This window comes from Capnocytophaga granulosa ATCC 51502 (genome assembly GCF_000411115.1).
Lineage (GTDB): Bacteria > Bacteroidota > Bacteroidia > Flavobacteriales > Flavobacteriaceae > Capnocytophaga > Capnocytophaga granulosa.
Genome location: NZ_KE150259.1, coordinates 19647 through 43657 on the forward strand (window position 1 = coordinate 19647; position 24011 = coordinate 43657).

The following is a 24011-nucleotide window of genomic DNA, read 5'->3' on the forward strand; positions in this document are numbered from 1 at the left end:
TTAATCATTAACCATTAATCATTTAATCATTAACCATTAATCATTTAATCATTAATCATTAATAAAAATGTTTTACAAAGCCCATAGAGAAGGAGCGAAGATTATATTGGTAAGTACCATTATAGCAGCGCTACTTTTTATACTTATAGACCAGTTTGTTCTAATAGAATGGCTTAGAATCGCCCTTATGCTGGTGGTTTTGGTCTTTTTTATTCTTATCCTACAGTTCTTTAGGAATCCAAAGCGTCAGGCGCCTGTGAACCCTAATCATATCCTTTCCTCGGTAGATGGGAAGGTGGTGGTCATAGAGGAAGTAGAAGAGAATGAGTACTTTAAGGACAAGCGCCGAATGATCTCGGTGTTCATGTCGCCCCTGAATGTACATGTTACCCGCTATCCTATGAGTGGGCGAGTGGTCTATAGCAAATATCACCCAGGGAAGTACTTGGTGGCATGGCATCCTAAGGCCTCCGAAGAGAATGAACGTACCACAGTGGTGATTGAAAATGAGCAGTTTGGAAAAGTACTCTACCGACAAATAGCGGGCGCCTTGGCCAAACGCATTGTCAACTATGCCAAGGAAGGCGATATGGCTGTACAAGGCGCAGATGCAGGCTTTATCAAGTTTGGCTCACGTGTGGATATCTATCTGCCGCTGTCGGCTAAGGTGAAGGTTACCCTTGGGCAGAAAGTGAAGGGAGCCATAGACATTATAGCAGAGGTATAGCCTTGGAAGAAGCACCATTTGCCGATTTCTCACAGATTCTCTGTCGTTGGTATGCCGCCCATAAGCGAGATTTGCCATGGCGTGGAGAGCCAAACCCTTATTATGTGTGGCTTTCTGAGATTATCTTGCAACAGACTAGGGTTAGTCAAGGGCTACCATATTACCTGAATTTTGTCGAACAGTTTCCTACTGTTGCCGATTTGGCCAATGCCCCTGAAGAGCAGGTTCTTAAGGTATGGCAAGGCTTGGGCTACTATTCAAGAGCAAGGAACCTACAACAGGCCGCCCAGTATATCATGCGAGAGCTGGGGGGCGTATTCCCAACCACCTATGAGGGCTTGCTTGCACTCAAGGGAGTAGGTGACTATACTGCCAGTGCTGTAGCCTCTATCTGCTATAATGAAGCCAAGGCTGTGGTAGATGGCAATGTATATAGGGTGCTAAGCCGTATTTTTGATATAGAAACACCTATCAATACCACCGAAGGAGTAAAGTATTTTAGGAAACTAGCCTACCAGCTGTTAGACAAAGAGCGGGCAGGGGAGTACAACCAAGCGATAATGGAGTTTGGCGCTCTCCAGTGCAAGCCACAATCACCTGATTGTATGGGCTGTGTGATGCAAGCCAAGTGCTTAGCCTACCACAGAGGCAAGGTGGAGCAGCTACCTGTAAAGCTACCCAAGGTGAAGATACGCCAACGCTATTTTCACTATTGTGTACTCTCCGATAGACGCGGATATACACAAGTGCAAAGGCGTGGAGAGGGAGATATATGGCATGGACTTTATGAATTTCCATTGGTGGAAACTCAGACCGCTCTATCGCAGGAGGAAGTTTGGGCTTTGCTCAACGAGAAGTATCCCCAAGCAGCAACTATTGCCTACCCCAAGCAAACCTATATGCACAAGCTCACCCACCAGCATTTGCACGTGTCGTTTTGGCATATAACCTTGGTAGAAAATCTTACAGAGGGAATTCCTTTTGTGGACTTGAAACAGTACCCAATGCCTGTAGTGATACAAAAATACATTGATAATTGTTAATTGTCAATGGTTGATACTATTAATTATTATAAAATGAACGGAACTTTAAATAAAGTCATGCTGATCGGTCGCTTAGGAAGTGATGTAAAACTCACTTATTTTGAGAAGGATAGCTGTGTGGGGCAGGTATCTTTGGCCACCGATGAGTCCTATACCGATAAGACCACCCAGCAGAAGGTGGAAAACACCCAATGGCATAATATAGTGCTATATAACAAGTTGGCCGAACGTGTAGAAAAATATGCCAAGAAAGGCGACTTGATCTATGTAGAGGGAAGATTGCGTACCCGACAATATCAGGCACAGGACGGCTCCACCCGCTATGTGACAGAGGTGGTAGCGCAGGATACCAGTTTTCTTTCTTCTAAGAGAAATACCCCACAAGAGGGAACAGCTACAACTCAAGGAACAGTTAGTACCCCTCAAAAGGCAGCTGAAACGCCTGAAAAACTGACGGATACCCCCTCACAAGAGGGCAATGTACCCTTCTAAAAGAGAAAAGGACACTCGTGAAGTCCTTATTGTATAACTAAACATTTAATTTTGGACACAGAATCGTCGATACTCCAATCATTAACCCCCTCTACGGTGGATTTGCTCATCAGAGCGCTTATTTTTATACTACTTTTAGCTTGTTCTGCCCTTATATCGGGATCAGAAACAGCTTTGTTCTCGCTGTCTTCGACCGAGGTGGAAGAGGAAGAGCAGAAGGACAGTAGTTCACTTATAGTACAACTACTCAAGCGACCACAGAAACTATTGGCTACTTTGCTTATAGCCAATAACTTGGTAAATTTGTCTATCGTTTTGGTCTTTGACCCCTTGGGAGATTTCCTTTTTGGAGGTATGAACGAGTGGGTAAGGGCAATCTTTGAGGTAGGTATCCTTACTTTTGTCATACTTCTTTGTGGGGAAATCCTGCCTAAGATATACGCTAGTCGCAATAATCTTATCTTTGCCCAACGCGTAGCCCCCATTATTAAGTTTATGGATCTATGCTTGACCCCAGTGAGTGCTATTATGACCCTCTTCACCTCGTTTGTCAATAATAAGCTCCGCAAAAGTTCTTCTATTTCGGTAGGGCAACTCTCTCAAGCACTGGAGCTTACCTCGCAGGAGGACACCACTCGTGAGGAGCATAAAATTCTCTCAGGCATTGTTTCCTTTGGTAATACCGATATACGAGCCGTCATGCACCCTCGTATAGATATCTCGGCTATAGATGAGACAATGACTTACCCAGAAGTATTGGCTTTTATCCAAGAAAATGGTTATTCTAGAGTGCCTGTATATCAGGATAATATAGATAATATCACAGGGATTATTTACGCCAAAGACCTCTTGCCTTATCTCGATGAAAAGGATTTTGACTGGAAGCGTATCAAGCGCAAGGCCTTTTTTGTACCAGATAACAAGAAGCTCGATGACCTGTTGGCAGAATTTCAACAGAAGAAAATCCACTTAGCCATAGTGGTGGATGAGTATGGAGGCACTTTAGGCGTGGTAACCCTTGAAGATGTCATAGAGGAGATCGTAGGGGAAATCAGCGATGAGTACGATGCAGAAGATGCCTTCTATACCAAGTTGGACGAGAATAACTTCCTTTTTGACGGCAAGACTTCCCTAAAGGATTTCTACCGCGTACTTGCCGTACCAGAGGATGTAGAGGAGCATTTTGAGAAGATACGAGGGGAAAGTGAGACCTTAGCAGGCTTCCTCTTGGAACTTATTGAGGCTTTCCCAGAGAAAAAACAGGTAATACCTTTTGAAAACTACACCTTTACCATAGAGGATATAGATAAAAAACGAATCAAACAGCTAAAAGTAACCATCAAATGAGGAGCAAATTACTAATGAGTTGTTGTATAGGGCTGCTTTTGGTAGCCTGTGGAGGTGATTTACAGCCTAAACCCAAGGCCTTTCTGCGTTTGGATTATCCAGAGGCACAGTATGATACCCTCAAGGGGGAAACGCCTTTTTCGTTTGAGAAAAACACCTATGCCAAAGTAAGCACCAAGCAGGGGTATAGTCTTAATCTGGACTATCCCGCCATGCGAGCCACTATATATATTACCTATAAGCCCGTGAAGGACAACCTTGTAAAGCTGCTCAAGGATGCTCAGAACCTTACCTATGAGCATACCATCAAGGCTACCAATATAGTGGAGCAGCCTTACCTAAATACCAAAGACAAGGTATATGGCATGTTCTATGAAGTAGATGGCAATGCGGCCTCGCAATCCCAATTCTATATTACCGATAGTACGCGGCACTTTCTCACAGGCTCTATCTACTTTAGAGTACGCCCCAACTATGACTCTATCTACCCAGCAGCGATGTATCTGAAGAAGGATATACGCCGTATTATGGAAACCACTCATTGGAAATAAGATGCAAGAGTATATATTTGTTATACTTACCTCACTGCTGTTCTCTTGTGATCGCAAGGATTACCAGCGCAACCCCTTTTTGCAGGAGGCCAAATTCACCACTATGCTTAATCTGCGCTTAGCCGAGTATAATAAACTGAGAATTCCAGGGGGAGTGGTTATGGTAGATAATGTAGGGCTGCGGGGAATTGTGGTAGCCAATATAGGCAATAACTATATGGCTTGGGAGCGTGCCTGCCCCTCGCAAGCGCTTTCCACTTGTAGCCAGATGACCCTTGAGGACGATCACCTATTCATGCTATGTCCTTGTAATGGGGTAAGATACAACCTGCTCAATGGCCAACCCCAGTCAGGGGCAAGCACTTATCCTATGCTCAACTATCAGGTAGTCAAGCAAGGCGATGCTTTAATAATATCCAATTAGATGCTTTATAACTTTCTCCAAACCAACAAAAACAGCCATTTTTTTCTGCTCTATGGGCTGGGTGTCTTGCAGATGATACTCTATAGGTATCTGCTGCTGGAGCTACCTATAACGGCATTTTCCATAGCCGAAACCCTACTGATGTGCTTGCTGCTTTTGGTTAATACCTCTACTATAAGCTTTATAATTAGAAAAAACCAACTCAGTGAGGGCAATCTCTTAGTCTTGTTTTTTTGGTTAGCTCTGAGTATGCTTTTCCCTGAACTGTATAAGGATAGTATGGTTATGCTGGCCAACACCTGTATTCTACTGGTTATTCTCCAAATTATGCAGTCACATAGTATTGCGGATGGCAGACAGGCTTTTTTTGATATTTCGGTACTGATTTTCTTAGCCAGTTTGTTCTTTTTGCCGTCCTTCTTGGCCTTATTGCTACTTTGGATACAGATACTTACCTCTGGAGGGAAGAAGTTTCGTAATTTTCTGATTCCTTTGGTTGTTTTTGCGATGCTTTTTGTCATTCTTTTGGCAGTAGCACTTCTTTTGGGCTGGCAAAATGAGTTGTTTTTACGTTTTTATTACCTACCTACCTTTGATTTTTTTTCATTTTTACAATACAAATATGTGCCACTCTTAGGGATTCTTTTGTTCAATCTCTTTTTTACTTCATGGCTACTGAAGAAGACCTATAAGCGCTATTATGCCACTTTCTTTATCAGTTTAGTTTTGGTAGGTATCGTAGGGGTAGTGCTACATGAAAACAAAAATGCTGTAGGATGGCTTTATTTTACCTTTCCTACAGCACTTTCGGCTATGATGCTCATAGAGGGCATTAAGCGACCTTGGCTTAGAGAATCCTTGTTGTGGTTCTTTGTCTTATTACAAGTGGCCGCTCTTATGATAGGCCGCCCCTATTTGCTCTAATGACCGCCTGTAATCCAGCGGTAGATATCGTTACCATTGGCATAGAGTAGTAAGGCCAAAAGGATAAAGAAGCCTACCATTTGGGCATATTCCAAGACCTTTTCGCTGGGCTTTCTGCCTGTAATCATCTCATAAATGAGGAAAACAATATGCCCCCCATCTAGGGCAGGGATAGGGAGTATGTTCATGAAAGCCAATATAATAGAAATCAGCGCTGTACTCTCCCAGAAGCGTTGCCAATCCCAAGAGATGTCAAACATCTTGGCCATGGAAGCAAAGCCCCCTACTTGGTTAGCGCCTTTCTTGGTGAAGATATACTTGAACTGTACGGCATAATCATGTAGTGTCCAGTAACCATAGCTAATCCCCTCGGAGATAGAGGAGAAGAAGGAGTAATCCACATGGGTTGTTTTGTTGTCATAGTATTGTGTGGCTATAACCCCTAAGATTCCCTCTTTAGGTGTGATGGTGAGGTCTTTGAGCTGGCTACCACGAAGGATTTGCAAGGTGTTCTCTCCTTCCTTGATAAGCGGCTTGAGCTGGTCAAAGAAGGCGATTTTCTGCCCATTGATCATCACGATATGGTCGCCCTTTTCAAGTCCTGCTTTGCTTGCAGGAGAGTTTACCATAACACTATCAATCTCGGTCGTACGGCGCTTTATGAAGGGCAAGGGCACCTTATCGGAGTGGAAAACCTGCATACCGAGACTATCAGGTACTGCAATGGTCTGCACGGAGCCATCGGCTTTCTGTACGGTGATGTTCTCTATATGGCGGGTGAGGATCATACGATTGATAGCGAAAGTGTTGGTAAGGTCTTTCCCATTAACTTTTAGGGGAATATCCCCATCCGAGAAGCCATAGGACTTCATAGTTTGGCTTACTTCATACCCATTGGGTACATCGGAAGGGCGGATTTCATCTTTGCCCCATATACTGAAGATCATGGCGTAGAGAAGGATACCCAAGATAAGGTTGACCGTAACCCCACCGATCATAATAATCAAGCGTTGCCATGCGGGTTTGCTACGGAACTCCCAAGGCTGGGCGGGTTGCGCCATTTGTTCCTTATCCATACTCTCGTCAATCATGCCAGCTATCTTCACATAGCCTCCTAAGGGTAACCAACCGATACCATAGACTGTTTCCCCTATTTTCTTCTTGAATAAGGCAAACTTGACATCAAAGAACAAGAAGAACTTCTCTACCCTTGTTTTAAATAATTTGGCGGGTATGAAGTGCCCTAACTCGTGGAGAATCACTAAGATAGATAAACATAACAGTAGCTGACCTGCACGAATAAAAAATGCTTCCATTAGTATTATTTTTAGGCTGCAAAAATAGGAATTAATTAGCTAATTAGCAAAATAATTTGACAATGAGTCAATGAGCTAATTGGAAAATTGACAAATCAATCAAAGTCTCGTTAATTAACAAATTATCATTAATCATTAACAAATAAACTTTGTATTTTTGCCCCGAAAATTTAAAAATTAATATGATGAAGAAAATCACATTATTATTATTCTTAGCAGTAGGTTCTTTTGCCTCTGCACAGTCTTTGGACACTCTAAAATTGGATACTACTAACGAGCAAAGATTAGAAGAGCTCAAAGCAAAAGCCGATGCAGAGAAGCAACAATTAGAAGCTCAAAAAGAAGCTGCAAAACAACAAGAAGCAGCTAACGAAATGGCTAAAAAGGAAATGAAGCTCAAAGAAAAACAGCAAAAAGAAGCTGAGAAATTGGCAAAACAACAACAAAAACAAGCTGAAAGAGAGCAAAAAGCCAAAGAAAGAGAGCAAAAAGCAGCAGAAAAGGCTGCAAAAGAGCAACAAAAACGTGCAGAGAAAAAACAGAAAGCACAAGACAAGCTCGCTAAGGCGAAGTTAAAGGTTAGCAAAGTACAAGCAGAGTACGACAAGCAAGACTTGAAAATAAAAGAACAATCAGCAAAAGGTAAGCTCTCTGCTGAAAAAGAGTTAAAGCTACGTACTAAACTATTGAAAACAAAATCTAAGCTTATAGATGCTCAATCTAAAGTAAATGACTTAGAGATAGAAGTACAAAGACTTAATTAGTGACTAAAGGAAAGTGACTAATAATTACTAGAAACTAAAAGGTTGCCCTCTTCAGGCAACCTTTTTTAGTACAATTTAAGTTCTATTGTGCAGCAGGGATACTATCTTGAGCTTCAGGTGCATCGTCAGGAGTAGTGTCGTCCTCTTCAGGGATATTTGTCTCATCTTCATCATGGTCATGCGCACCACCACCTTGCTCTTTGCCTCCTTGTTCTTTGTCGATAGAGACAAGCCATTTGCCATCTACCTTCTTTAGATCAAGGGAAGTCTCTTTCTCAGATTCCTTTGTTTTGTAATATACCTTTGCCTTGTCACCATTTTCCTCTACTTTGGTAATAATAAAATCGTCATCATGGGCATTGGCTTTTGCTTTATCAGCTTCCTCACCTTTGGAAAAGCTTTCCATAAGGGAGAGGAGATCCTGAGTGTCCTTGTCACAATATTTCTTTGCTTCTTTAAAATCAAGTTTGTTGACTGCTTTTAGGAATTTCCCAGCCACCGCTTTAGGGTTGTTACTAGAGCAAGAGACCAAGAAAAGCCCTAAGAGAAGCGAAAAGGTTAAAAGAATTTTTCTCATGTTTATAAGGGATTAAAGGGTTATACAAGAGAGAGGACATCACGAGCGATTTGGATTTCCTCATTGGTAGCTACTACTACAATTTTTACTTTGCTATCGGCAGCTTCTATTTCTACAATATCGCTTGGGTGATTGAGGTTTACGTTTTTCTCTTTGTCCAATTTGATACCGAAATACTCTAAGCCTTCGCATACAGCCTCGCGGATCATAGCAGAGTTTTCACCCACTCCAGCGGTGAAGATAAGTGAATCCAAGCCTCCGAGTGCCATAATATAAGCACCGATGAATTTTTTGATACGGTAAGCATACATATCCAAGCATAGTTTTCCCTTAGGATCATTTTGATTGACAAGGGTTTCGAGGTCACGTGCGTCAGGGCTACCGATAAGGCCTTTCATACCACTTTCGCTATTGACAATCTTAGAAATCTCTTGGGTAGAGAGTCCTTTTTCGCCAAGGAAGAAGATCACAGTACTGTCTATATTTCCTGCACGGGTACCCATGATAAGTCCGTCACCAGGACCGAATCCCATAGAGGTATCTATACAGTGGCCTTCCTCATTGACAGCAGCCATACTTGCTCCATTACCAAGGTGAAGGGTGATGTTTCTCATCTTAGGGTTGTTAAAGTGGCGACGTGTACGTGCATCTACATACTTGTGGCTGATGCCATGGAACCCATATACACGGATTTTGTCTTCTGTATAGTAGTGGTTAGGAATGGCGTAGCGGAACGCTTTTTCAGGCATAGTTTGGTGAAAGGCAGTGTCAAATACAGTGAAGTGCTCTGTTTCCTTAGGGAATATCTTTTGAGCGGCTTCTATACCGATGATACTAGCAGGGTTGTGCAAGGGAGCCAAAGGAATCACTTTGCGAAGTTCTTCAATCACCTCAGGAGTTACTCGTACAGGTGCGGTGAATTTACCACCGTGTACCACTCTATGACCGATGTATTTTACTTCGCTGGTGGATTTGATCACCCCGAATTCTTTATCGGTAAGATACTGAGCAATTACCTTGAAGGCCTCTTCATGGGTAGGGAAGTGTGTTTCTTTGCTGATCTTATGCTTTTCTCCTTTTTCCCAGTATTCGTGTGTGATTTTACTTTGTTCTAAGCCAATACGTTCGGCAAGCCCTTTAGCTAATACCGTTTCGGTGTCCATTTCGATAAGTTGGTATTTGAAAGAAGAGCTACCGCCGTTGATAATAAGTACTTTCATTGGTTTTATGTTAATTAATCAGTTGTTGTATTAGAAAGGAAGGTCATCATCATTTAAATCATTTCCTTGAGGTGCAGGTGCAGGAGCTTTAGGGGCAAAAGTAGTGGCTGGCTGAGGTGCAGGCGCAGGTATAGGTTGTGGAGGAGGTACTTGTCCTTGTGTAGGGGCAGCTTGCGCAGCAGTATCTACATTGACAATACGCCAAGCCACTAGGGAGTTAAAATACTTTACCTCTCCCTGAGGGTTGGTCCATTCGCGCCCACGAATATCAAAGGTAACTTTGACCACTTGCCCTACTTGATAGCCATTGAGCAACTCGCAGTTGCCTTGGGTGAAATCAATAGAGATGGTCTGTGGATATTGTTCTTCAGTAACAATAATAAGCTCTCTCTTTTGAAAGCCATTAGCTCCAAAGGTTTGCACAGGAGTAATCACTTTTATGCGTCCTTGTAATTCCATGTGTTATGATGTTATTTTAAAAATCAGAGATAAAAAAAGTAAATATGCGACAAAGGTAATAAAAAAAGTGGAATAAGTAGGGATTTTGTCCAAAAATATTTATCAAACGCTATTCTACAGGGGCTTCTTCCCTTTTGATACGCTTTTTGATACGCTTGAATTTCTTGACAATAAACTTATTCAAATCCTTGTCCTTAATGGTATAAGTGTTTAGCAGAAGCACAGGGGCAATTACTCCAAAGGCAAGGCCTAAGGTGATAAAGCCTGTCTGTAAGCCCAGCTTTAGGGTTTCAAAAATAGTCTCCAAGGAGCGGTCGTGCTCATGGGTGATGGTAACCATTTTGATCAGTCCCATCATGAACTCGTAGCCTGATTTCCCTGGAATCATGTTAATCACCGCAGGAATGGTAAATACCATAGGCGGGGTATGTACCCTATGGGCAAAATACATGCCTAAAAAACCCACCGAGCAGGCGCCCACAAAGGAAGCAATCACTACTTGGTCTGGGATAATGGTTTTGATAAGCAAGAACTTAATACTCCAGCCTACTGCACCCAGTAGTGCTGTAGCCCAGAGTGCCCTACGAGGGGTATTGAACAACAGGGCAAAGCCCACCGATACCCACATAGACCAAAATATACGTTCGGCCAATAGTCCAAAAGCATCAAAGAAGTTCATAACCAAAGACAAATAAAGAGAGATAAAAACCTATAGAAATCATAAAGACAAGCATCAGGGCATAGGCGAGCTTGGCCATCCCTGATACCATATAACCTGTGAGCATGTCTATAAAACCATTGATAAGGGGCACCCCAGGGATAAGCCATAGCACGCAAGCGGCCAAGGCGTTCTTGTATTCTTCTACTCCCATAAGGCGAAAAGCATTCACCACACTGACCGAAACAAAAGCCGCCCACGCCCAGCAGATAAAGACATTGAACTTTCTCAGTTGCAATAAGCGCCGGCCAGCAAGCCCTGTTAGAGTCGCCAAGAAAGAGATGCCCATCTCAAGGTAACTATTGTGGTTGTCCCCCCCGAAGATATACGCCAGAGAGCCCCCCGCCAAGGAGACAAAGAACCACATCAGGTACATATTGTAGTGGGACTTTTGCTTGATATAAGCCACTTCCCGCTCTATCACCTCTATAGGGAGTTTCTTTTCCAAGACCCGCCATGAGAGGATACTGATGTCTGAGATTGCATTGAAATTGACTCCATGATGAGGAATACTCTTAACGATGGTCTCTTTTTCTTTGGTAGCATTGTCATAGACGGTGATGATAATAGCCGAATACGAGTAGAAAATATCGCAGTGATAGTTCAAGGCCTCGGCTATGCGGGTGGTGTTTCTCAGCACCCTACGTGTATTAGCCCCCCCTGTGAAGAGGACAAAGTTGATTTCGGCCAAGAGCTGTGCCACCCGTTCTATTGCTCTCATGATTATACAGATTAGTTCTAATTATCTTTAGTATTACTTATTTACTATAATCAAGAAATAGTTTTTCTTTCCACGTTGCAAGAGGATGAAACGCTCATTGAGCAGGTCTTTTTCTCCAAGGAGATGGCCGTCAGCTACCTTCTCCTTATTCACCGAAATAGAGTTCTCGCCTATGGCACGGCGCGCTTCGGAGTTACTCTTGATAAAGCCTGTTTTGGCAGAAAGCGCCCCGATAAGGTCAAGCCCCCCCTTGAGGTCTGCTAAGGAAATTTCCGCTTGTGGTACCCCGTCAAATACTTCAAGGAAGGTCTTAGCATCGAGCTTTTTGAGATCTTCAGAGGTAGAGTTGCCAAAGAGAATTTGGGAGGCTTGTACGGCCTTTTCCCATTCCTGCTGTCCATGCACTAAGAGGGTCAGTTCTTCGGCCAATTTACTCTGTAGAATTCTTAGGTGGGGAGCCTCGCGGTGAGCAGCGATAAGGCTTTCTATCTCCTCCTTAGGGAGCATGGTGAAGATCTTGATATAGCGCTCGGCATCAGCATCGGAAGTGTTGATCCAATATTGGTAGAATTTGTAAGGAGAGGTCTTTTCAGGGTCTAGCCATACGTTGCCTCCTTCGGATTTGCCAAACTTGGTACCATCGGCTTTGGTGATCAGAGGACAAGTAAGGGCAAAGGCTTTTCCACCTACTTTGCGGCGAATCAGTTCGGTACCAGTGGTGATATTGCCCCATTGGTCGGAGCCTCCCATCTGTAGGGTTACATTTTTTTCTTGGTAAAGATGCAGAAAGTCATAGCCTTGTAGCAGTTGGTAAGAGAACTCGGTGAAGGACATACCCTCGGTATTCTCATTGGGGTCAAAGCGTTTTTTTACCGAATCCTTAGCCATCATATAATTCACAGTGATATGCTTGCCAATATCACGAATAAAGGAGAGAAAAGAAAAGCCCTTCATCCAGTCGTAGTTATTAACCAGTTCGGCACGATTGGAGGCGGTACTTTCAAAATCAAGGAATTTGGCCAATTGTTTTTTGATACCCTGTATATTGTGAGCCAAGGCCTCTTCGGTAAGGAGGTTTCTTTCAGCAGATTTGCCAGAGGGGTCACCTATCATACCTGTAGCTCCACCCACCAGTGCATAAGGCTTATGGCCGCAGTTTTGGAAATGGCGGAGCATCATCACACCCACCAAGTGTCCTATATGCAGAGAGTCCGCAGTAGGGTCTATTCCCACATAAGCGGCACGAAGGCCTTCCATAAGGTGCTGTTCGGTCTCTGGCATGATGTCCTGAATCATACCACGCCAACGCAATTCTTCTACGAAATTTTTCATTTTCTTTCTTTAGTTGTTAAGTAATTAGTGGTTAGTTTTTAGAGATTAGTTTTTGCTTTGCAAAGGTAAGAAATAAAACTAAGATAGCAATGAAAAAAGAGAGAAAAAAAACACTAAGATTGTTTGTAACTCATAGAGAAAATTCGTATTTTTGCGTGATATAAACACATGTTCCTATGAAAACACAATTTATTACTTCTTCTACCTCTAGGCAGGTTTTGTGCATGCTCTTGTTGGTAGGACTATCGCTGACATCTTGCCAAAACCAACCAAAATCGGCTGTGGAGGAGGCTACAGCTGTGGAGGTACAGGAGTCTCAAAAAGAAACACCTAATGCCGCTATAGGGGATACCACTGAAAAGCTCCTTAGCGAAGATGAGGTGGTAGATTTGGTACTGGCCTTGCCTATCACCCAAAGAGCCAATAAACAAATCAATGAAGCGACCAAGGGGCAAAAAGGAGTCTCTGTTATGGTAGAGCCAGAGGAGACTATAGAGCATGGGCAAAAGTACTATGTGGTAAGGATAGGTTATAATGGGAATGACCGTTACGAAACCTATCATCTGCTCTATGTAAATAAGCAAGATAGGAGTGATATTCGTATAGAAGATCCTATAGAAGGGACAATTATTCCACTTGCTCAATGGGAAGAAGAGAATTAGTTTTAAATAAAGAGTTTTTGTTAAATTTTTACACATGCAAGAGAAAAAAATTATAGATCGCTTTATCCGCTATGTAAAAGTGGATTCGCAATCCGATCCTGAGAGTACCACTACTCCAAGTACCCAAAAACAATGGGATATTATTCACCTTTTGGTGGATGAGCTAAAGGAAATAGGCCTTTCAGAGGTCAGTGTAGATGAGTATGGCTACATTATGGCTACACTTCCCTCCAATGTGTCGCATGAGGTGCCTACCATAGGCTTTATTGCACACTATGATACATCGCCTGACTTTTCTGGGGCGAATGTAAATCCACAGTTTGTACATAACTATGATGGGGGAGATATAGTGCTTAACGAGAAAGAGAACATTGTTCTATCTTCCTCTTACTTCTCTGATTTGAAGAAATACGTAGGACAGACGATCATCACTACTGATGGTCTTTCGCTCTTAGGAGCTGATGATAAAGCAGGGGTAGCTGAGATCGTATCGGCTATGGAGTATCTTTTGGCACACCCTGAGATACAGCATGGGAAGATCCGTATTGCCTTCACTCCTGATGAGGAGATAGGTAAGGGACCGCATAAGTTTGATGTAGAAAAGTTTGGTGCGCAGTGGGCTTATACCATGGACGGTAGTCATATAGGGGAGTTGGAGTATGAGAGCTTCAATGCCGCTGGAGCTAAGATACACATCAAAGGCAAGGGTGTACACCCAGGTACAGCCAAGGGTCGTATGGTTAATGCTATTCTTATTGCCAGCGAACTGATAGAATCTCTTCCAGAGAATGAAATTCCAGAACGTACCGAAGGCCGTGAGGGCTTTTTCCATGTGATGAACATCAAGGGAGATGTGGAAGATGTGTATATCAATATGATTATCCGTGACCATGACCGTAATAAGTTCAATGCACGTAAGGAGTTGCTACACACAGTAGTAAAAGACTTACAAAAGATCCACAAAGATGCTGTCTTTGAGCTAGAGGTAGAAGACCAATACTACAACATGCGTGAGAAGATAGAGCCTGTGATTCATATCGTAGAGATAGCCGAGCAGGCAATGAAGGAATTGGGTATTACTCCTGTAGTACAGGCCATTCGTGGGGGTACCGATGGAGCACAACTCAGCTTCAAGGGCTTGCCTTGTCCCAATATCTTTGCAGGAGGGGTTAATTTCCACGGTAAGTACGAATATTTGCCAGTACCGAGCCTACTCAAGGCCGTAGATGTGATTGTCAAAATCGCGGAAATAACAGCTGATAAAGGTAAAAAGTAATAAGGTGAAAAAAGTAAAAAGGTAAAAAGTGACAAACCACTTTTTACCTTTTACTTTTTATTTTTTAGTTTATTTTCGGGTCTTTCATACCTTGTTCGATCATATTGTAGAATTGGTCGAGCTTAGGCAATACCACAATACGGGTGCGGCGGTTGATAGCACGCCCTTCAGGAGTTGAGTTGGAGGTAACAGGTACATATTCCCCACGCCCAGCGGCAGTCATACGCGAAGGAGATACCCCAAAATCGTTTTGGAGGATATTCACTACGGCAGTAGCCCTTAGCACGCTCAAGTCCCAGTTGTTCTTGATACAACTATTCTTGATAGGCACATTGTCGGTGTGTCCTTCTACCATGAACTCAAAATCAGGCTTGTTATTGACAACCTTAGCTACTTTACCAAGTACCTCGCGGGCACGAGGGGTTACGTTGTAGCTACCACTGCTAAAGAGCATTTTGTCGGAGATAGAGACATAAACCACACCTTTGTCTACCTGTACAGTGATATCCTCATCGTCCAAGTTGCCCAATACCCCTTTAAGGCTCTGTACAAGGGCTAGGTTGATAGAGTCACGACGGGTAACAGCATCACGCAAGTTCTTGATAGTGAGGTCTTTTTCCTTGATACTTTCCAAGGAACGTTCGAGGTTATCGGCTCCTTTTTGAGTAAGCATGGTCATATTGCCAAGGTTGGTAAGCAATCCCTCATTGTTCTTGCGAAGCAGTTCGTTGTTGGATTGCAGAAGCTCTCTGTCTTTCAAGCAACTGTTGAGCTTTACAGTAGCGGTATTGAGCAAGTCCTCAGTGCTTTTGAGCTGGTCTTGTAAGGCTCGGAATTTCTTGTTGGAGACACAAGAGGTCAAAGCCAATCCGCCTAATAAAATAAGTACAAATTTTTTCATACGTGAAATTTTTAAGTATTTTATGGGGCAAAAGTACGATTTCTTCGTTAAAATTATCCCTTATGAAAGGATATTTAAAAGTTAAAACTCAAGGATTGTAGGGGTAAAGTCCGCCAGAGCGGAGTATGTGAGCCATTTGCCCCTACTCCACAGGTATGGGTTGCAGGCTCGTGTAGGCAAAGGCTAAGTGCCCCAGAGAAGCAACATTTTTGCTCATTATACATAGGAAAAACATATTGTATAATCCAATTCATTAAGGCGCAATTTATTGCGTCTTAGAAAGTTAGTAAATAATATTTTAATTGTTGACCCGTATTAATAACTAAAAACTAATAATTGATTTGGTAGATTGCGGAAAATTTATTAATTTTGTGGTCTAAATGATTTTACTATGTTGAAAAGGAATTTATTTTTAGGCATTTCTGCAATTGCCTCTTCCTTGTCAGCTTTTGGACAAAACTATCAGTGGAAGGAAGCAGAAAGTGCAGGTTACACCTATAAGTATGTAACCAATGACCCAACCAATGCAAGGTTCTATACGCTAAAGAATGGCCTTACGGTGATTCTTAGCCCTACTAATAAGGAACCACGTATTCAGTGTTATGTAGCCGTAAGAGCGGGAAGCAAGACCGACCCTGCTACCAATACAGGGCTAGCACACTACCTAGAGCATATGCTCTTTAAGGGAACTGATAAGTATGGTTCTTTGGACTGGGACAAGGAAAAAGTAGAGCTAGAAAAGATCGATGCCCTATATGAGAAGTACAACCAAACCAAAGACCCCGCTCAGCGCAAGGAAATCTACAAGGAGATAGATAGGGTCTCAGGCATAGCTAGTAAGTATGCTATTGCCAATGAGTACGACAAAATGCTCTCGGCTATGGGAGCACAAGGTACTAATGCCTTTACCTCCTTTGAACAGACAGTTTATACAGATGATGTCCCTGCCAATGCCTTGGATAAGTATATAGCGGTACAAGCAGAGCGTTTCCGCAACCCTGTGCTACGTCTTTTCCATACAGAATTGGAGGCAGTATATGAGGAGAAAAATCGCTCCTTGGACAGTGATGGTAGCTTGGTATTTGAAACTCTTTTGTCCAATGTGTTCAAGAAGCACAACTACGGCCAACAGACCACTATAGGTACAGTAGAACACCTCAAGAACCCATCACTGAAGGAGATTCGCAAGTACTTCAATACCTATTATGTACCTAATAACATGGCGGTGATTCTCTCTGGTGATTTCAACCCTGATAGTGCTATTGCTAAGATAGACAAGGCATTCTCTTATATGAAATACAAGGAAGTGCCCCAGTACACCTTTGAGAAGGAAGACCCTATCACCGCTCCTATTATCAAGGAAGTAGTAGGGCCTGATGCAGAGAGTGTTACCATGGCCTATCGCTTGCCAAGTACACAAGAGAAGGACGCCCTTTTGGCTAATCTTATTGGTTCTATCCTTACCAATGGCAAGGCTGGGCTTATTGACCTAAATTTGGTTAAAAAACAAAAACTCTTGCGTGCGGGTGCTTTCCCTTACCTATTGGTGGATTATGGCTTGCTCTATATCTCTGCGTCACCTTCCCAAGGACAGTCTTTGGATGAGGTGAGAAAATTGATTGTCAATGAGATAGATAATCTTAAAAAAGGAAATTTTGACGATGACCTATTGCCTTCTATCGTAAATAATTTCAAGAAAGATGCCATTCAGGAGGCAGAAACCTATGGTGGACGAGCCAACCTATTGATGCAAGCCTTCACAGGAAAGATAGACTGGAGAGACCAAGTGGCTTATGTAAATGATCTTCAGAAAATTACTAAAGCCGATGTGGTAGCTTTTGCTAACAAATACTTAGGAGACAACTATGTGGCTGTCTATAAGAAAAAAGGAGAACGTACCAATGTAGAGAAGATAGAAAAACCTGCTATTACCCCTGTGGAGACCAATGCTGACAAGCAATCGGCTTTTGTGAAGATGATTAACGATATGCCAAGTACTCCTGTGGAGCCTCTTTTCTTGGATTATAACAAGGATATACAGAAATCTAAATTGGGCAAGGCAGAAGTACTCGCTGTACAGAACAAGGACAATGACCTTTTCCGATTGAGTTTCCGTTACAAAATAGGTACTTTTAATGACCTGAAAATGGGCTTAGCCGCTCAGTATATCCAGTTCTTAGGAACCGATAAGAAATCAGCAGAGCAAATCTCTAAAGAGTTCTACAAAATAGCCTCCAGTTTTAAGGTGTCTACAGGTGAGGACTATACTTATGTAAATATAGAAGGCTTGCAGGAGAATTTTGCCGCCGCAGTAGCTCTTTATGAGGATTTGGTAAGCCATGTCAAATTAGACGAAGAAGCACTTAAATCACTTAAGGCACGTATGGCCAAGTATCGTACAGATGTAAAGGCCAACCGAAACCAAATCATGCAGGCACTGACCAGCTATGCGCTCTATGGGGCAAAGAACAAGTATAACCATGTTCTTTCTAATGCTGAGTTGGAAGCTACTTCTGCAGCTGAGTTGGTAGATAGGCTTAAGAAACTCAACGATGTAGAGCAAACTATTATCTATTACGGTCCTGCCTCTATCTCTGAGCTAACCAAGCAGCTTGGCAAGCTCCACAAGGTACCAGCTAAGTTTGCTAAAGTGCCTCAAGCACAGCAGTTTAAGCAAGAGACACAGACTAAGAACACAGTACTCTTTACCGATTACGAAATGGTACAGGCCGAAACTCGTTGGGTGAGAAATACAGATACTTACAACCCAGCAGAAACTACTACTATCAGGGTATTCAATAACTATTTTGGTGGCAGTATGGGCTCTTTGGTATTCCAAACCATTCGTGAAAGTAAAGCCTTGGCTTACAGTACTTATGGTTTTTACAAAATCCCAACAAAGAAAGAGGATAAGTACTATATGCTATCCTATGTAGGAGCACAGGCTGATAAATTCCAGGAAGCAGTGGCAGCTATGAATGAGCTACTTACCACTATGCCAGAGCTACCTGCCAACTTCGAATTGGCCAAAGAACAACTTAGAAAGGATATACAAACCGAGCGTATTACGCAAGATGATATCATCTACGACTATTTGAATGCACAGCGATTAGGGCTTAAGGAAGATATCAGAAAGTCAGTTTATCAAAATGTAGATAAGATCACCTTCAAGGATATACAGGCTTTCCATGATAAATACCTCTCTAAGAAGCCTTATACCTATGTTATCTTGGCCTCTGAGAAGAAACTCCCTCAAGCAGAACTCCAAAAAATAGGTGAGTTCAAGAAAGTAAGCCTTGAGGAACTGTTTGGATTCTAAGACAATGACCAATGACCAATGACCAATGACCAATGACTAGTGACCAATGACTAGTGAAGGGTGAAAAGTGACGTTATTCGTTCGCTTTTCACTCTTCACTTTTCGTTATTCACTTAATTTTGTTTTTACTTTTCTTAGGTTAGGTAAGAAATAGGCGGTCAGTCCCATAAGGGGGAGGAAGGAACAGACCTTATAGACGAAAGTAATACTGGTCATATCAATCAGTTTGCCTAATACAGCGGAGCCTAAGCCTGCCATACCAAAGGCAAATCCGTAGAAAACCCCCGAAATCATACCGATCTTCTTAGGTAGTAGCTCTTGGGCATAGACCAAAATAGAAGCAAAGGCAGAGGAGATGATAAAGCCAATGAGCACTACTAAAACCGCTGTCGTTTTGGCATCGGCATAGGGAAGCCATAGGGCAAAAGGTGCAGCTCCTAAGATAGAAAACCAAATGATAAACTTCCTGCCTACTCTGTCTCCGAAAAAGCCGCCAATAAGCGTGCCTGCTGCCGCTGCCCCTAGGTAATAAAAGAGGTAGAGCTGTGCCTCGGCATTGGTAAAGCCAAAGGTCTTGATGGTATAGAACTGGAAGTAATTACTGATGCCTGCGGTATAGAAGTTCTTAGAGAAAACAAGGAACATGAGGATAATCACCGAGTTGCGTACCTGTGCATGAGTAAGGTCGGGTAGGGGAATCTCCCGCTTTTTGAGCGTCTGCGCCTGCTTGAGGAGCTTTTTGCGCCAAGCGCCTATAAAAAGTAGAATCACAATAGCAAGGGCAGGGAAGAGGACAAACCATACAAGGCGTTCCAAATGACTCTCTTCCACCAGCTGGCCATCTACTATTTTCTTGGTAAAGACAACCATAATCACCAGAAGAGGTGCCAGTGCACTTCCTGAATTGCCCCCAAGCTGGAATACCGCTTGGGTAAAAGAGCGCTTACCTCCAGAGGCTAAAAAGGCAATACGCGAGGCCTCAGGATGAAAGATAGAGGAGCCTATCCCCACAAAAATCACCGAGAGCAGCACCAGCGCATAGCTATTCACCCATGAGAGTAGCCCAATGCCTAAGGCACTGAAGGCCATACCTACCACCTGGGCATAAGGCTTGGGGTGCTTATCCGTATAAGCTCCCACCAAGGGTTGCAAAATGGAGGCAGACACCTGATAACAGAAGGTAATCAGTCCCACCTGCGCCATGGAGAGTGCAAACTCCTGTTTCAGAGCAGGATAGATAGAGGGTAAGATACCTTGTAATAGATCGTTCAGACCATGGGAGAGGGAGATGAGAATGATGATCAGATAGTTGGTGGTTTGCTTGGTTTTCATGCAGATATAATTTTGAAGATGCAAAAGTACGAATTATCTGACTTTTTTCTCTCTTACTGAAAGATTTTTTATAAACTATTTTTATTTGTCACATAATATTGCTATCTTTGCCACTTATAAGAGTTTGCTATGAGGCAGGTGATTTTGTCTTTTTTATGCTTATGTTCTCTGTGCCTATGGGGGCAGGAGAGCAATGTACGGGTAGGCGCCAAAGCGGGCTTATCCTTGGCCACCTTTTCTCGTGGCTTCTTCTACCAGCGGGAGGATTTTAGCTATGTACCCAGCTTCTATGGAGGCGCGACCCTTTCAGTACTTACTGACCGCACCATTAGCGGGAAGTTAGAACTGCTCTATTCAGGACAGGGAGCTCGCTATAGGGAAACCTATGAGCCAGCCTATGCAGGCAGTTATACCACGGGCTATCTCTCCTTGGGCTATATCATTCATTTTCGCCTTTTTGAACACCTATATTTGGATGCGGGGCTGACCACCGACCTCTTGATCAAAAAAGACAGCAAAGTACCCTCGCCCAGAACCTTTGATGTGGCAGGACTCGTAGGGGTGGAAGTGCCCATATTTTCTTTTCTAAGCCTTGAGGCGCGCGCCAAATCGGGTAGGGGAGGGATCAACAACTATACGGATTATTACGGAGGCACCCCCTTCAATACGGAACTTAATAACTTGGTGCTGCAAGTGGGGGCGGTATACTACTTTTAAAAGTTTTGAGTTTTGAGTTCTTAGTTTTTAGTTAGTTTGGAACTCAAGACTCAAAACTCAAGACTCAAAACTCAAGACTCAAAACTCAAAACTTGTAAATGGATAAAGTACTTATTTTAGATTTTGGTTCCCAATATACACAGCTTATTGCTCGTAGGGTGAGAGAGCTTAGTGTGTATTGTGAGATACACCCTTACAATCATTTGCCTGAGGAGGTAGAGACCTTCTCCGCGGTGATTCTTTCAGGTTCGCCTTATTCGGTGCGTGCCAGCGACGCCCCTCACCCTGATTTGTCGCTCTTTAGGGGCAAAAAGCCAATCTTGGCCGTTTGCTATGGAGCGCAATACTTAGCTCACTTCTTTGGAGGTGAAGTAGCGCCTTCCGATGTACGTGAGTACGGCCGTGCACACTTAGTTTATCTCAAGGAAAACGAACCCTTCTTAGCAGATGTTCCTGCCAATAGTCAAGTATGGATGAGCCATAGTGATACTATCAAAGCACTACCCACCGGTGGGGTACGCCTAGCCAGCACTCCCGATGTGGAGAATGCTGCCTATCGTATAGAGGGTGAACCAACTTACGCCATACAGTTCCACCCCGAAGTGTATCACTCCACCGACGGTAAACAGTTCTTGGCCAACTTCCTCTTTAAGATAGCGCGGCTTACCCCCTCTTGGACAGCGGACAACTTTATCGAGACTACTGTGGCCTCGCTCAAAGCGCAGATAGGTGGAGAGAAAGTGGTCTTAGGCCTTTCGGGAGGAGTAGATTCCACCGTGGCAGCTGTGCTCCTAAACAGAGCTATTGGTAGCCAGCTACATTGTATCTTTGTCAATAATGGACTATTGCGCAAGGGTGAGTTCCAAAGTGTTTTGGAACAATACAAAGGTATGGGGCTGAATATCAAAGGAGTAGATGCTTCAGCAGAGTTCCTATCCGCCTTGGCTGGGGTTACAGACCCAGAGGCCAAGCGTAAGACTATAGGGCGTGTCTTTATAGAAGTATTTGACAAGGAAGCCCACCAAATCACCGATGTTACCTACTTGGCACAAGGGACTATTTACCCCGATGTGATAGAGTCAGTCTCTGTCAAAGGGCCATCGGCCACCATTAAGAGCCACCACAATGTAGGAGGCTTGCCCGATTATATGAAGCTGAAGATCGTAGAGCCTTTACGTACCCTCTTCAAGGACGAGGTACGCCGTGTAGGTGCCTCTTTGGGGATTCCAGCGGAGCTACTGGGGCGACACCCTTTCCCAGGCCCAGGCTTGGCCATACGTATCTTAGGTGACATCACCGCAGAGAAAGTGGCTACGCTTCAGGAGGTAGATGCGATATTTATCAATGCCCTCAAGGACAATAACTTATATGACAAAGTATGGCAAGCAGGAGCGATTCTATTGCCTATCAATAGTGTAGGGGTAATGGGAGACGAGCGTACTTATGAGAAGTGTGTTGCCTTACGAGCTGTGGAAAGTACCGATGGTATGACAGCCGACTGGGTACATTTGCCTTATAGCTTCCTGCAAAAGGTCTCCAATGAAATCATTAATAAGGTAAAAGGCGTAAATCGCGTGGTGTATGACATCAGCTCCAAGCCGCCTGCAACCATAGAGTGGGAGTAGATAATTGTTGATTGTTAATTGTTAATTATCAATGACTGCTGATGGCTAACAACTAACAACTAACAACTAAATACCACAGGAGATAACAATTAACAATTGATAATTAACAATTAAAAAGACGTGGATATAAAAACTTACATTGAGCAGAACAAAGACCGCTTCCTAAGCGAGTTGTTCGAGCTATTGCGTATGCCCTCCATTAGTGCGGATTCGGCATATAAGTCCTCTGTAGAGGATACAGCCAAGTGGGTAAAAGAAGCCCTTTTGAAGGCAGGTTGCGACAAAGCAGAAATCTGCCCTACCGAGGGTAACCCTGTAGTATATGGGGAAAAACACGTAGGGGATAACTTGCCTACGGTATTGGTATATGGGCACTATGACGTACAGCCTGCGGTGCCTTTGGAATTGTGGGATACCGACCCCTTCGAGCCTGTAATCAAAAAGACTGAAACACACCCCGATGGTGCGATTTTTGCTCGTGGTGCCTGTGATGACAAAGGACAGATGTTCATGCACGTAAAGGCACTTGAATATATGGTTAAGGAAGGCAAACTTCCTTGTAATGTGAAGTTTATGATTGAGGGCGAAGAGGAAGTAGGCTCTAAGAATCTTGGCGCATTTGTACATGCCAACCGAGAAAAACTCAAAAACGACATTATCCTAATCTCTGATACTAGTATCATAGCCAATGATGTGCCTTCGGTAACCCTAAGATTGCGCGGGCTTAGCTACGTAGAAGTAGAGCTGACAGGCCCTAACCGCGATCTACACTCCGGGGTGTATGGAGGAGCCGTACTGAATCCTGTCACAGTACTTAGCCAGATGATAGCTAAGCTCTATGATGAGAAGAATCGTATCACAATCCCTCATTTCTATGATAAGGTGAAAGAGCTCCTGCCAGAGGAACGCCACATGTTTGCCCAAACGCCTTTCTCTTTGGAGGCTTACAACAAGGACTTAGGTATAGCCGAGGCTAAGCATGAAGAGGGGTATTCTGTTTTGGAGAGTGCTACCATTCGTCCAGCCTTGGATGTCAATGGTATCTGGGGAGGTTACACAGGCGAGGGGGCTAAGACCATTATCCCAAGCAAGGCCTATGCCAAGATATCTATGCGATTGGTACCAGACCAAGACAGCAAGGAAGTGGTAAGCCTATTTACTCAATATTTTGAGCAGATCGCTCCTAAAGGGGTGACAGTCAAGGTAAAAGACCTAAGCGGAGGCCCTGCTTATGCTATGGATATAGAGAATAAAGGCTACAAGGCCGCAGAGAAAGCTATGGAAAAGACCTTTGGTAAGGCCCCTATCCCTGCTGCAGAAGGCGGTAGTATCCCGATTGTAGCCCTCTTCGAGAAGGAACTTGGCACCAAGTCTATCCTAATGGGCTTTGGTTTGGATTCCGACCTTATCCACTCACCCAACGAACACTACGGTCTGTTTAATTTCTTCAAAGGCATAGAAACTATTCCATACTTCTATGAGTACTACAGTTCAATGACAAACGACTAATGACAAGTGACCAGTGGCTAATTCTCACACAAAGGTTAGTCACTGGTCATTTGTC

24 protein-coding genes are annotated in these 24011 nt (G+C 43.4%); 14 read left to right on the forward strand and 10 right to left on the reverse strand.

Features of this window, described 5'->3' with window-relative positions; translation table 11 throughout:
- Positions 1-67: 67 nt before the first annotated feature.
- From HMPREF9331_RS11670 to HMPREF9331_RS11700, 7 genes are read left to right on the forward strand one after another with little or no spacing between them, the layout of a single operon-like run.
- The gene (locus HMPREF9331_RS11670; protein WP_016421103.1) at positions 68-727 is read left to right on the forward strand and encodes a phosphatidylserine decarboxylase family protein; all 660 of its coding nucleotides are present in this window, start codon (positions 68-70) and stop codon (positions 725-727) included.
- Between the two features lie 2 nt (positions 728-729).
- Entirely contained in the window at positions 730-1770 is a 1041-nt protein-coding gene (gene mutY, locus HMPREF9331_RS11675; protein WP_016421104.1) for an A/G-specific adenine glycosylase, read from the forward strand.
- Positions 1771-1803: 33 nt separating this feature from the next.
- Positions 1804-2262: a single-stranded DNA-binding protein gene (locus tag HMPREF9331_RS11680; protein WP_040357548.1), complete on the forward strand. Its 459-nt coding sequence runs from the start codon at positions 1804-1806 to the stop codon at positions 2260-2262.
- A gap of 51 nt (positions 2263-2313) precedes the next feature.
- Positions 2314-3609, forward strand: coding sequence for a gliding motility-associated protein GldE (gene gldE / locus HMPREF9331_RS11685; RefSeq protein WP_051113228.1), 1296 nt, complete (start codon positions 2314-2316; stop codon positions 3607-3609).
- Positions 3606-4160, forward strand: a complete 555-nt coding sequence (gldD, locus tag HMPREF9331_RS11690; RefSeq protein ID WP_016421107.1) for a gliding motility lipoprotein GldD — start codon at positions 3606-3608, stop codon at positions 4158-4160. The genes gldE and gldD overlap by 4 nt, the downstream gene beginning before the upstream one ends.
- Before the next feature lies 1 nt (position 4161).
- Positions 4162-4584, forward strand: coding sequence for a Rieske (2Fe-2S) protein (locus HMPREF9331_RS11695; protein ID WP_016421108.1), 423 nt, complete (start codon positions 4162-4164; stop codon positions 4582-4584).
- Positions 4585-5508: a DUF6427 family protein gene (locus HMPREF9331_RS11700; protein WP_016421109.1), complete on the forward strand. Its 924-nt coding sequence runs from the start codon at positions 4585-4587 to the stop codon at positions 5506-5508.
- Here HMPREF9331_RS11700 and rseP read toward each other — a convergent pair.
- Positions 5505-6824, reverse strand: a complete 1320-nt coding sequence (rseP, locus tag HMPREF9331_RS11705; protein WP_016421110.1) for an RIP metalloprotease RseP — start codon at positions 6822-6824, stop codon at positions 5505-5507. The genes HMPREF9331_RS11700 and rseP overlap by 4 nt on opposite strands.
- 185 nt (positions 6825-7009) lie before the next feature.
- On the opposite strand from rseP, the gene HMPREF9331_RS11710 reads away from it, so the two are divergent.
- A complete protein-coding gene (locus HMPREF9331_RS11710) occupies positions 7010-7588 on the forward strand; it encodes a hypothetical protein (RefSeq protein ID WP_040357551.1) in 579 nt (192 codons plus the stop codon).
- Between the two features lie 82 nt (positions 7589-7670).
- On the opposite strand, the gene HMPREF9331_RS11715 is transcribed toward HMPREF9331_RS11710, so the two are convergent.
- The 6 genes from HMPREF9331_RS11715 to tyrS form a co-directional block, all read right to left on the reverse strand.
- Positions 7671-8165 carry a DUF4878 domain-containing protein gene (locus tag HMPREF9331_RS11715; protein WP_016421112.1) on the reverse strand — a complete coding sequence of 165 codons (495 nt, stop codon included), beginning with the start codon at positions 8163-8165 and terminating at the stop codon, positions 7671-7673.
- A 20-nt stretch (positions 8166-8185) separates the two neighbouring features.
- Entirely contained in the window at positions 8186-9385 is a 1200-nt protein-coding gene (locus tag HMPREF9331_RS11720; protein ID WP_016421113.1) for an acetate/propionate family kinase, read from the reverse strand.
- A gap of 30 nt (positions 9386-9415) precedes the next feature.
- Positions 9416-9844 (reverse strand): DUF3127 domain-containing protein, encoded by a 429-nt coding sequence (locus HMPREF9331_RS11725; RefSeq protein ID WP_016421114.1) that lies wholly within the window; start codon positions 9842-9844, stop codon positions 9416-9418.
- A 109-nt stretch (positions 9845-9953) separates the two neighbouring features.
- The gene (locus tag HMPREF9331_RS11730; RefSeq protein WP_016421115.1) at positions 9954-10523 is read right to left on the reverse strand and encodes a threonine/serine exporter family protein; all 570 of its coding nucleotides are present in this window, start codon (positions 10521-10523) and stop codon (positions 9954-9956) included.
- Positions 10510-11283 (reverse strand): threonine/serine exporter family protein, encoded by a 774-nt coding sequence (locus HMPREF9331_RS11735; RefSeq protein WP_016421116.1) that lies wholly within the window; start codon positions 11281-11283, stop codon positions 10510-10512. The genes HMPREF9331_RS11730 and HMPREF9331_RS11735 overlap by 14 nt, the downstream gene beginning before the upstream one ends.
- A gap of 33 nt (positions 11284-11316) precedes the next feature.
- Positions 11317-12615 carry a tyrosine--tRNA ligase gene (tyrS, locus tag HMPREF9331_RS11740; protein WP_009641768.1) on the reverse strand — a complete coding sequence of 433 codons (1299 nt, stop codon included), beginning with the start codon at positions 12613-12615 and terminating at the stop codon, positions 11317-11319.
- Between the two features lie 176 nt (positions 12616-12791).
- Here tyrS and HMPREF9331_RS11745 point away from each other — a divergent pair, with 176 nt between their 5' ends.
- Positions 12792-13277 carry a hypothetical protein gene (locus HMPREF9331_RS11745; RefSeq protein ID WP_016421117.1) on the forward strand — a complete coding sequence of 162 codons (486 nt, stop codon included), beginning with the start codon at positions 12792-12794 and terminating at the stop codon, positions 13275-13277.
- A 34-nt stretch (positions 13278-13311) separates the two neighbouring features.
- Entirely contained in the window at positions 13312-14553 is a 1242-nt protein-coding gene (gene pepT / locus HMPREF9331_RS11750) for a peptidase T (RefSeq protein WP_016421118.1), read from the forward strand.
- Positions 14554-14617: 64 nt separating this feature from the next.
- Here pepT and HMPREF9331_RS11755 read toward each other — a convergent pair whose 3' ends face one another.
- On the reverse strand, positions 14618-15454 hold the full coding sequence (locus tag HMPREF9331_RS11755; RefSeq protein ID WP_016421119.1) for an OmpA/MotB family protein: 837 nt from the start codon (positions 15452-15454) through the stop codon (positions 14618-14620).
- A gap of 74 nt (positions 15455-15528) precedes the next feature.
- Positions 15529-15708, reverse strand: a complete 180-nt coding sequence (locus HMPREF9331_RS13025; RefSeq protein ID WP_144267036.1) for a hypothetical protein — start codon at positions 15706-15708, stop codon at positions 15529-15531.
- A gap of 137 nt (positions 15709-15845) precedes the next feature.
- Between HMPREF9331_RS13025 and HMPREF9331_RS11760 the strand changes: the two genes are divergently transcribed.
- Positions 15846-18773, forward strand: a complete 2928-nt coding sequence (locus tag HMPREF9331_RS11760; RefSeq protein WP_016421120.1) for a M16 family metallopeptidase — start codon at positions 15846-15848, stop codon at positions 18771-18773.
- Positions 18774-18878: 105 nt separating this feature from the next.
- On the opposite strand, the gene HMPREF9331_RS11765 is transcribed toward HMPREF9331_RS11760, so the two are convergent.
- Entirely contained in the window at positions 18879-20105 is a 1227-nt protein-coding gene (locus HMPREF9331_RS11765; protein WP_016421121.1) for an MFS transporter, read from the reverse strand.
- Between the two features lie 129 nt (positions 20106-20234).
- On the opposite strand from HMPREF9331_RS11765, the gene HMPREF9331_RS11770 reads away from it, so the two are divergent.
- The 3 genes from HMPREF9331_RS11770 (at position 20235) to HMPREF9331_RS11780 (ending at position 23956) form a co-directional block, all read left to right on the forward strand.
- Positions 20235-20822 carry a hypothetical protein gene (locus HMPREF9331_RS11770; protein WP_016421122.1) on the forward strand — a complete coding sequence of 196 codons (588 nt, stop codon included), beginning with the start codon at positions 20235-20237 and terminating at the stop codon, positions 20820-20822.
- A gap of 98 nt (positions 20823-20920) precedes the next feature.
- Positions 20921-22447 carry a glutamine-hydrolyzing GMP synthase gene (gene guaA, locus HMPREF9331_RS11775; RefSeq protein ID WP_016421123.1) on the forward strand — a complete coding sequence of 509 codons (1527 nt, stop codon included), beginning with the start codon at positions 20921-20923 and terminating at the stop codon, positions 22445-22447.
- Between the two features lie 120 nt (positions 22448-22567).
- Positions 22568-23956, forward strand: a complete 1389-nt coding sequence (locus tag HMPREF9331_RS11780; protein ID WP_016421124.1) for a dipeptidase — start codon at positions 22568-22570, stop codon at positions 23954-23956.
- The last annotated feature ends 55 nt before the right edge of the window (positions 23957-24011 follow it).

Coding starts and splice junctions, on each gene's coding strand:
- HMPREF9331_RS11670 (WP_016421103.1), top strand. CDS start 68: ATGTTTTACAAAGCCCATAGAGAAGGAGCGAAGATTATATTGGTAAGT.
- HMPREF9331_RS11680 (WP_040357548.1), top strand. CDS start 1,804: ATGAACGGAACTTTAAATAAAGTCATGCTGATCGGTCGCTTAGGAAGT.
- gldD (WP_016421107.1), top strand. CDS start 3,606: ATGAGGAGCAAATTACTAATGAGTTGTTGTATAGGGCTGCTTTTGGTA.
- HMPREF9331_RS11695 (WP_016421108.1), top strand. CDS start 4,162: ATGCAAGAGTATATATTTGTTATACTTACCTCACTGCTGTTCTCTTGT.
- HMPREF9331_RS11700 (WP_016421109.1), top strand. CDS start 4,585: ATGCTTTATAACTTTCTCCAAACCAACAAAAACAGCCATTTTTTTCTG.
- rseP (WP_016421110.1), bottom strand. CDS start 6,824: ATGGAAGCATTTTTTATTCGTGCAGGTCAGCTACTGTTATGTTTATCT.
- HMPREF9331_RS11710 (WP_040357551.1), top strand. CDS start 7,010: ATGAAGAAAATCACATTATTATTATTCTTAGCAGTAGGTTCTTTTGCC.
- HMPREF9331_RS11715 (WP_016421112.1), bottom strand. CDS start 8,165: ATGAGAAAAATTCTTTTAACCTTTTCGCTTCTCTTAGGGCTTTTCTTG.
- HMPREF9331_RS11720 (WP_016421113.1), bottom strand. CDS start 9,385: ATGAAAGTACTTATTATCAACGGCGGTAGCTCTTCTTTCAAATACCAA.
- HMPREF9331_RS11725 (WP_016421114.1), bottom strand. CDS start 9,844: ATGGAATTACAAGGACGCATAAAAGTGATTACTCCTGTGCAAACCTTT.
- HMPREF9331_RS11730 (WP_016421115.1), bottom strand. CDS start 10,523: ATGAACTTCTTTGATGCTTTTGGACTATTGGCCGAACGTATATTTTGG.
- HMPREF9331_RS11735 (WP_016421116.1), bottom strand. CDS start 11,283: ATGAGAGCAATAGAACGGGTGGCACAGCTCTTGGCCGAAATCAACTTT.
- tyrS (WP_009641768.1), bottom strand. CDS start 12,615: ATGAAAAATTTCGTAGAAGAATTGCGTTGGCGTGGTATGATTCAGGAC.
- HMPREF9331_RS11745 (WP_016421117.1), top strand. CDS start 12,792: ATGAAAACACAATTTATTACTTCTTCTACCTCTAGGCAGGTTTTGTGC.
- pepT (WP_016421118.1), top strand. CDS start 13,312: ATGCAAGAGAAAAAAATTATAGATCGCTTTATCCGCTATGTAAAAGTG.
- HMPREF9331_RS11755 (WP_016421119.1), bottom strand. CDS start 15,454: ATGAAAAAATTTGTACTTATTTTATTAGGCGGATTGGCTTTGACCTCT.
- HMPREF9331_RS13025 (WP_144267036.1), bottom strand. CDS start 15,708: ATGAATTGGATTATACAATATGTTTTTCCTATGTATAATGAGCAAAAA.
- HMPREF9331_RS11760 (WP_016421120.1), top strand. CDS start 15,846: ATGTTGAAAAGGAATTTATTTTTAGGCATTTCTGCAATTGCCTCTTCC.
- HMPREF9331_RS11765 (WP_016421121.1), bottom strand. CDS start 20,105: ATGAAAACCAAGCAAACCACCAACTATCTGATCATCATTCTCATCTCC.
- HMPREF9331_RS11770 (WP_016421122.1), top strand. CDS start 20,235: ATGAGGCAGGTGATTTTGTCTTTTTTATGCTTATGTTCTCTGTGCCTA.
- guaA (WP_016421123.1), top strand. CDS start 20,921: ATGGATAAAGTACTTATTTTAGATTTTGGTTCCCAATATACACAGCTT.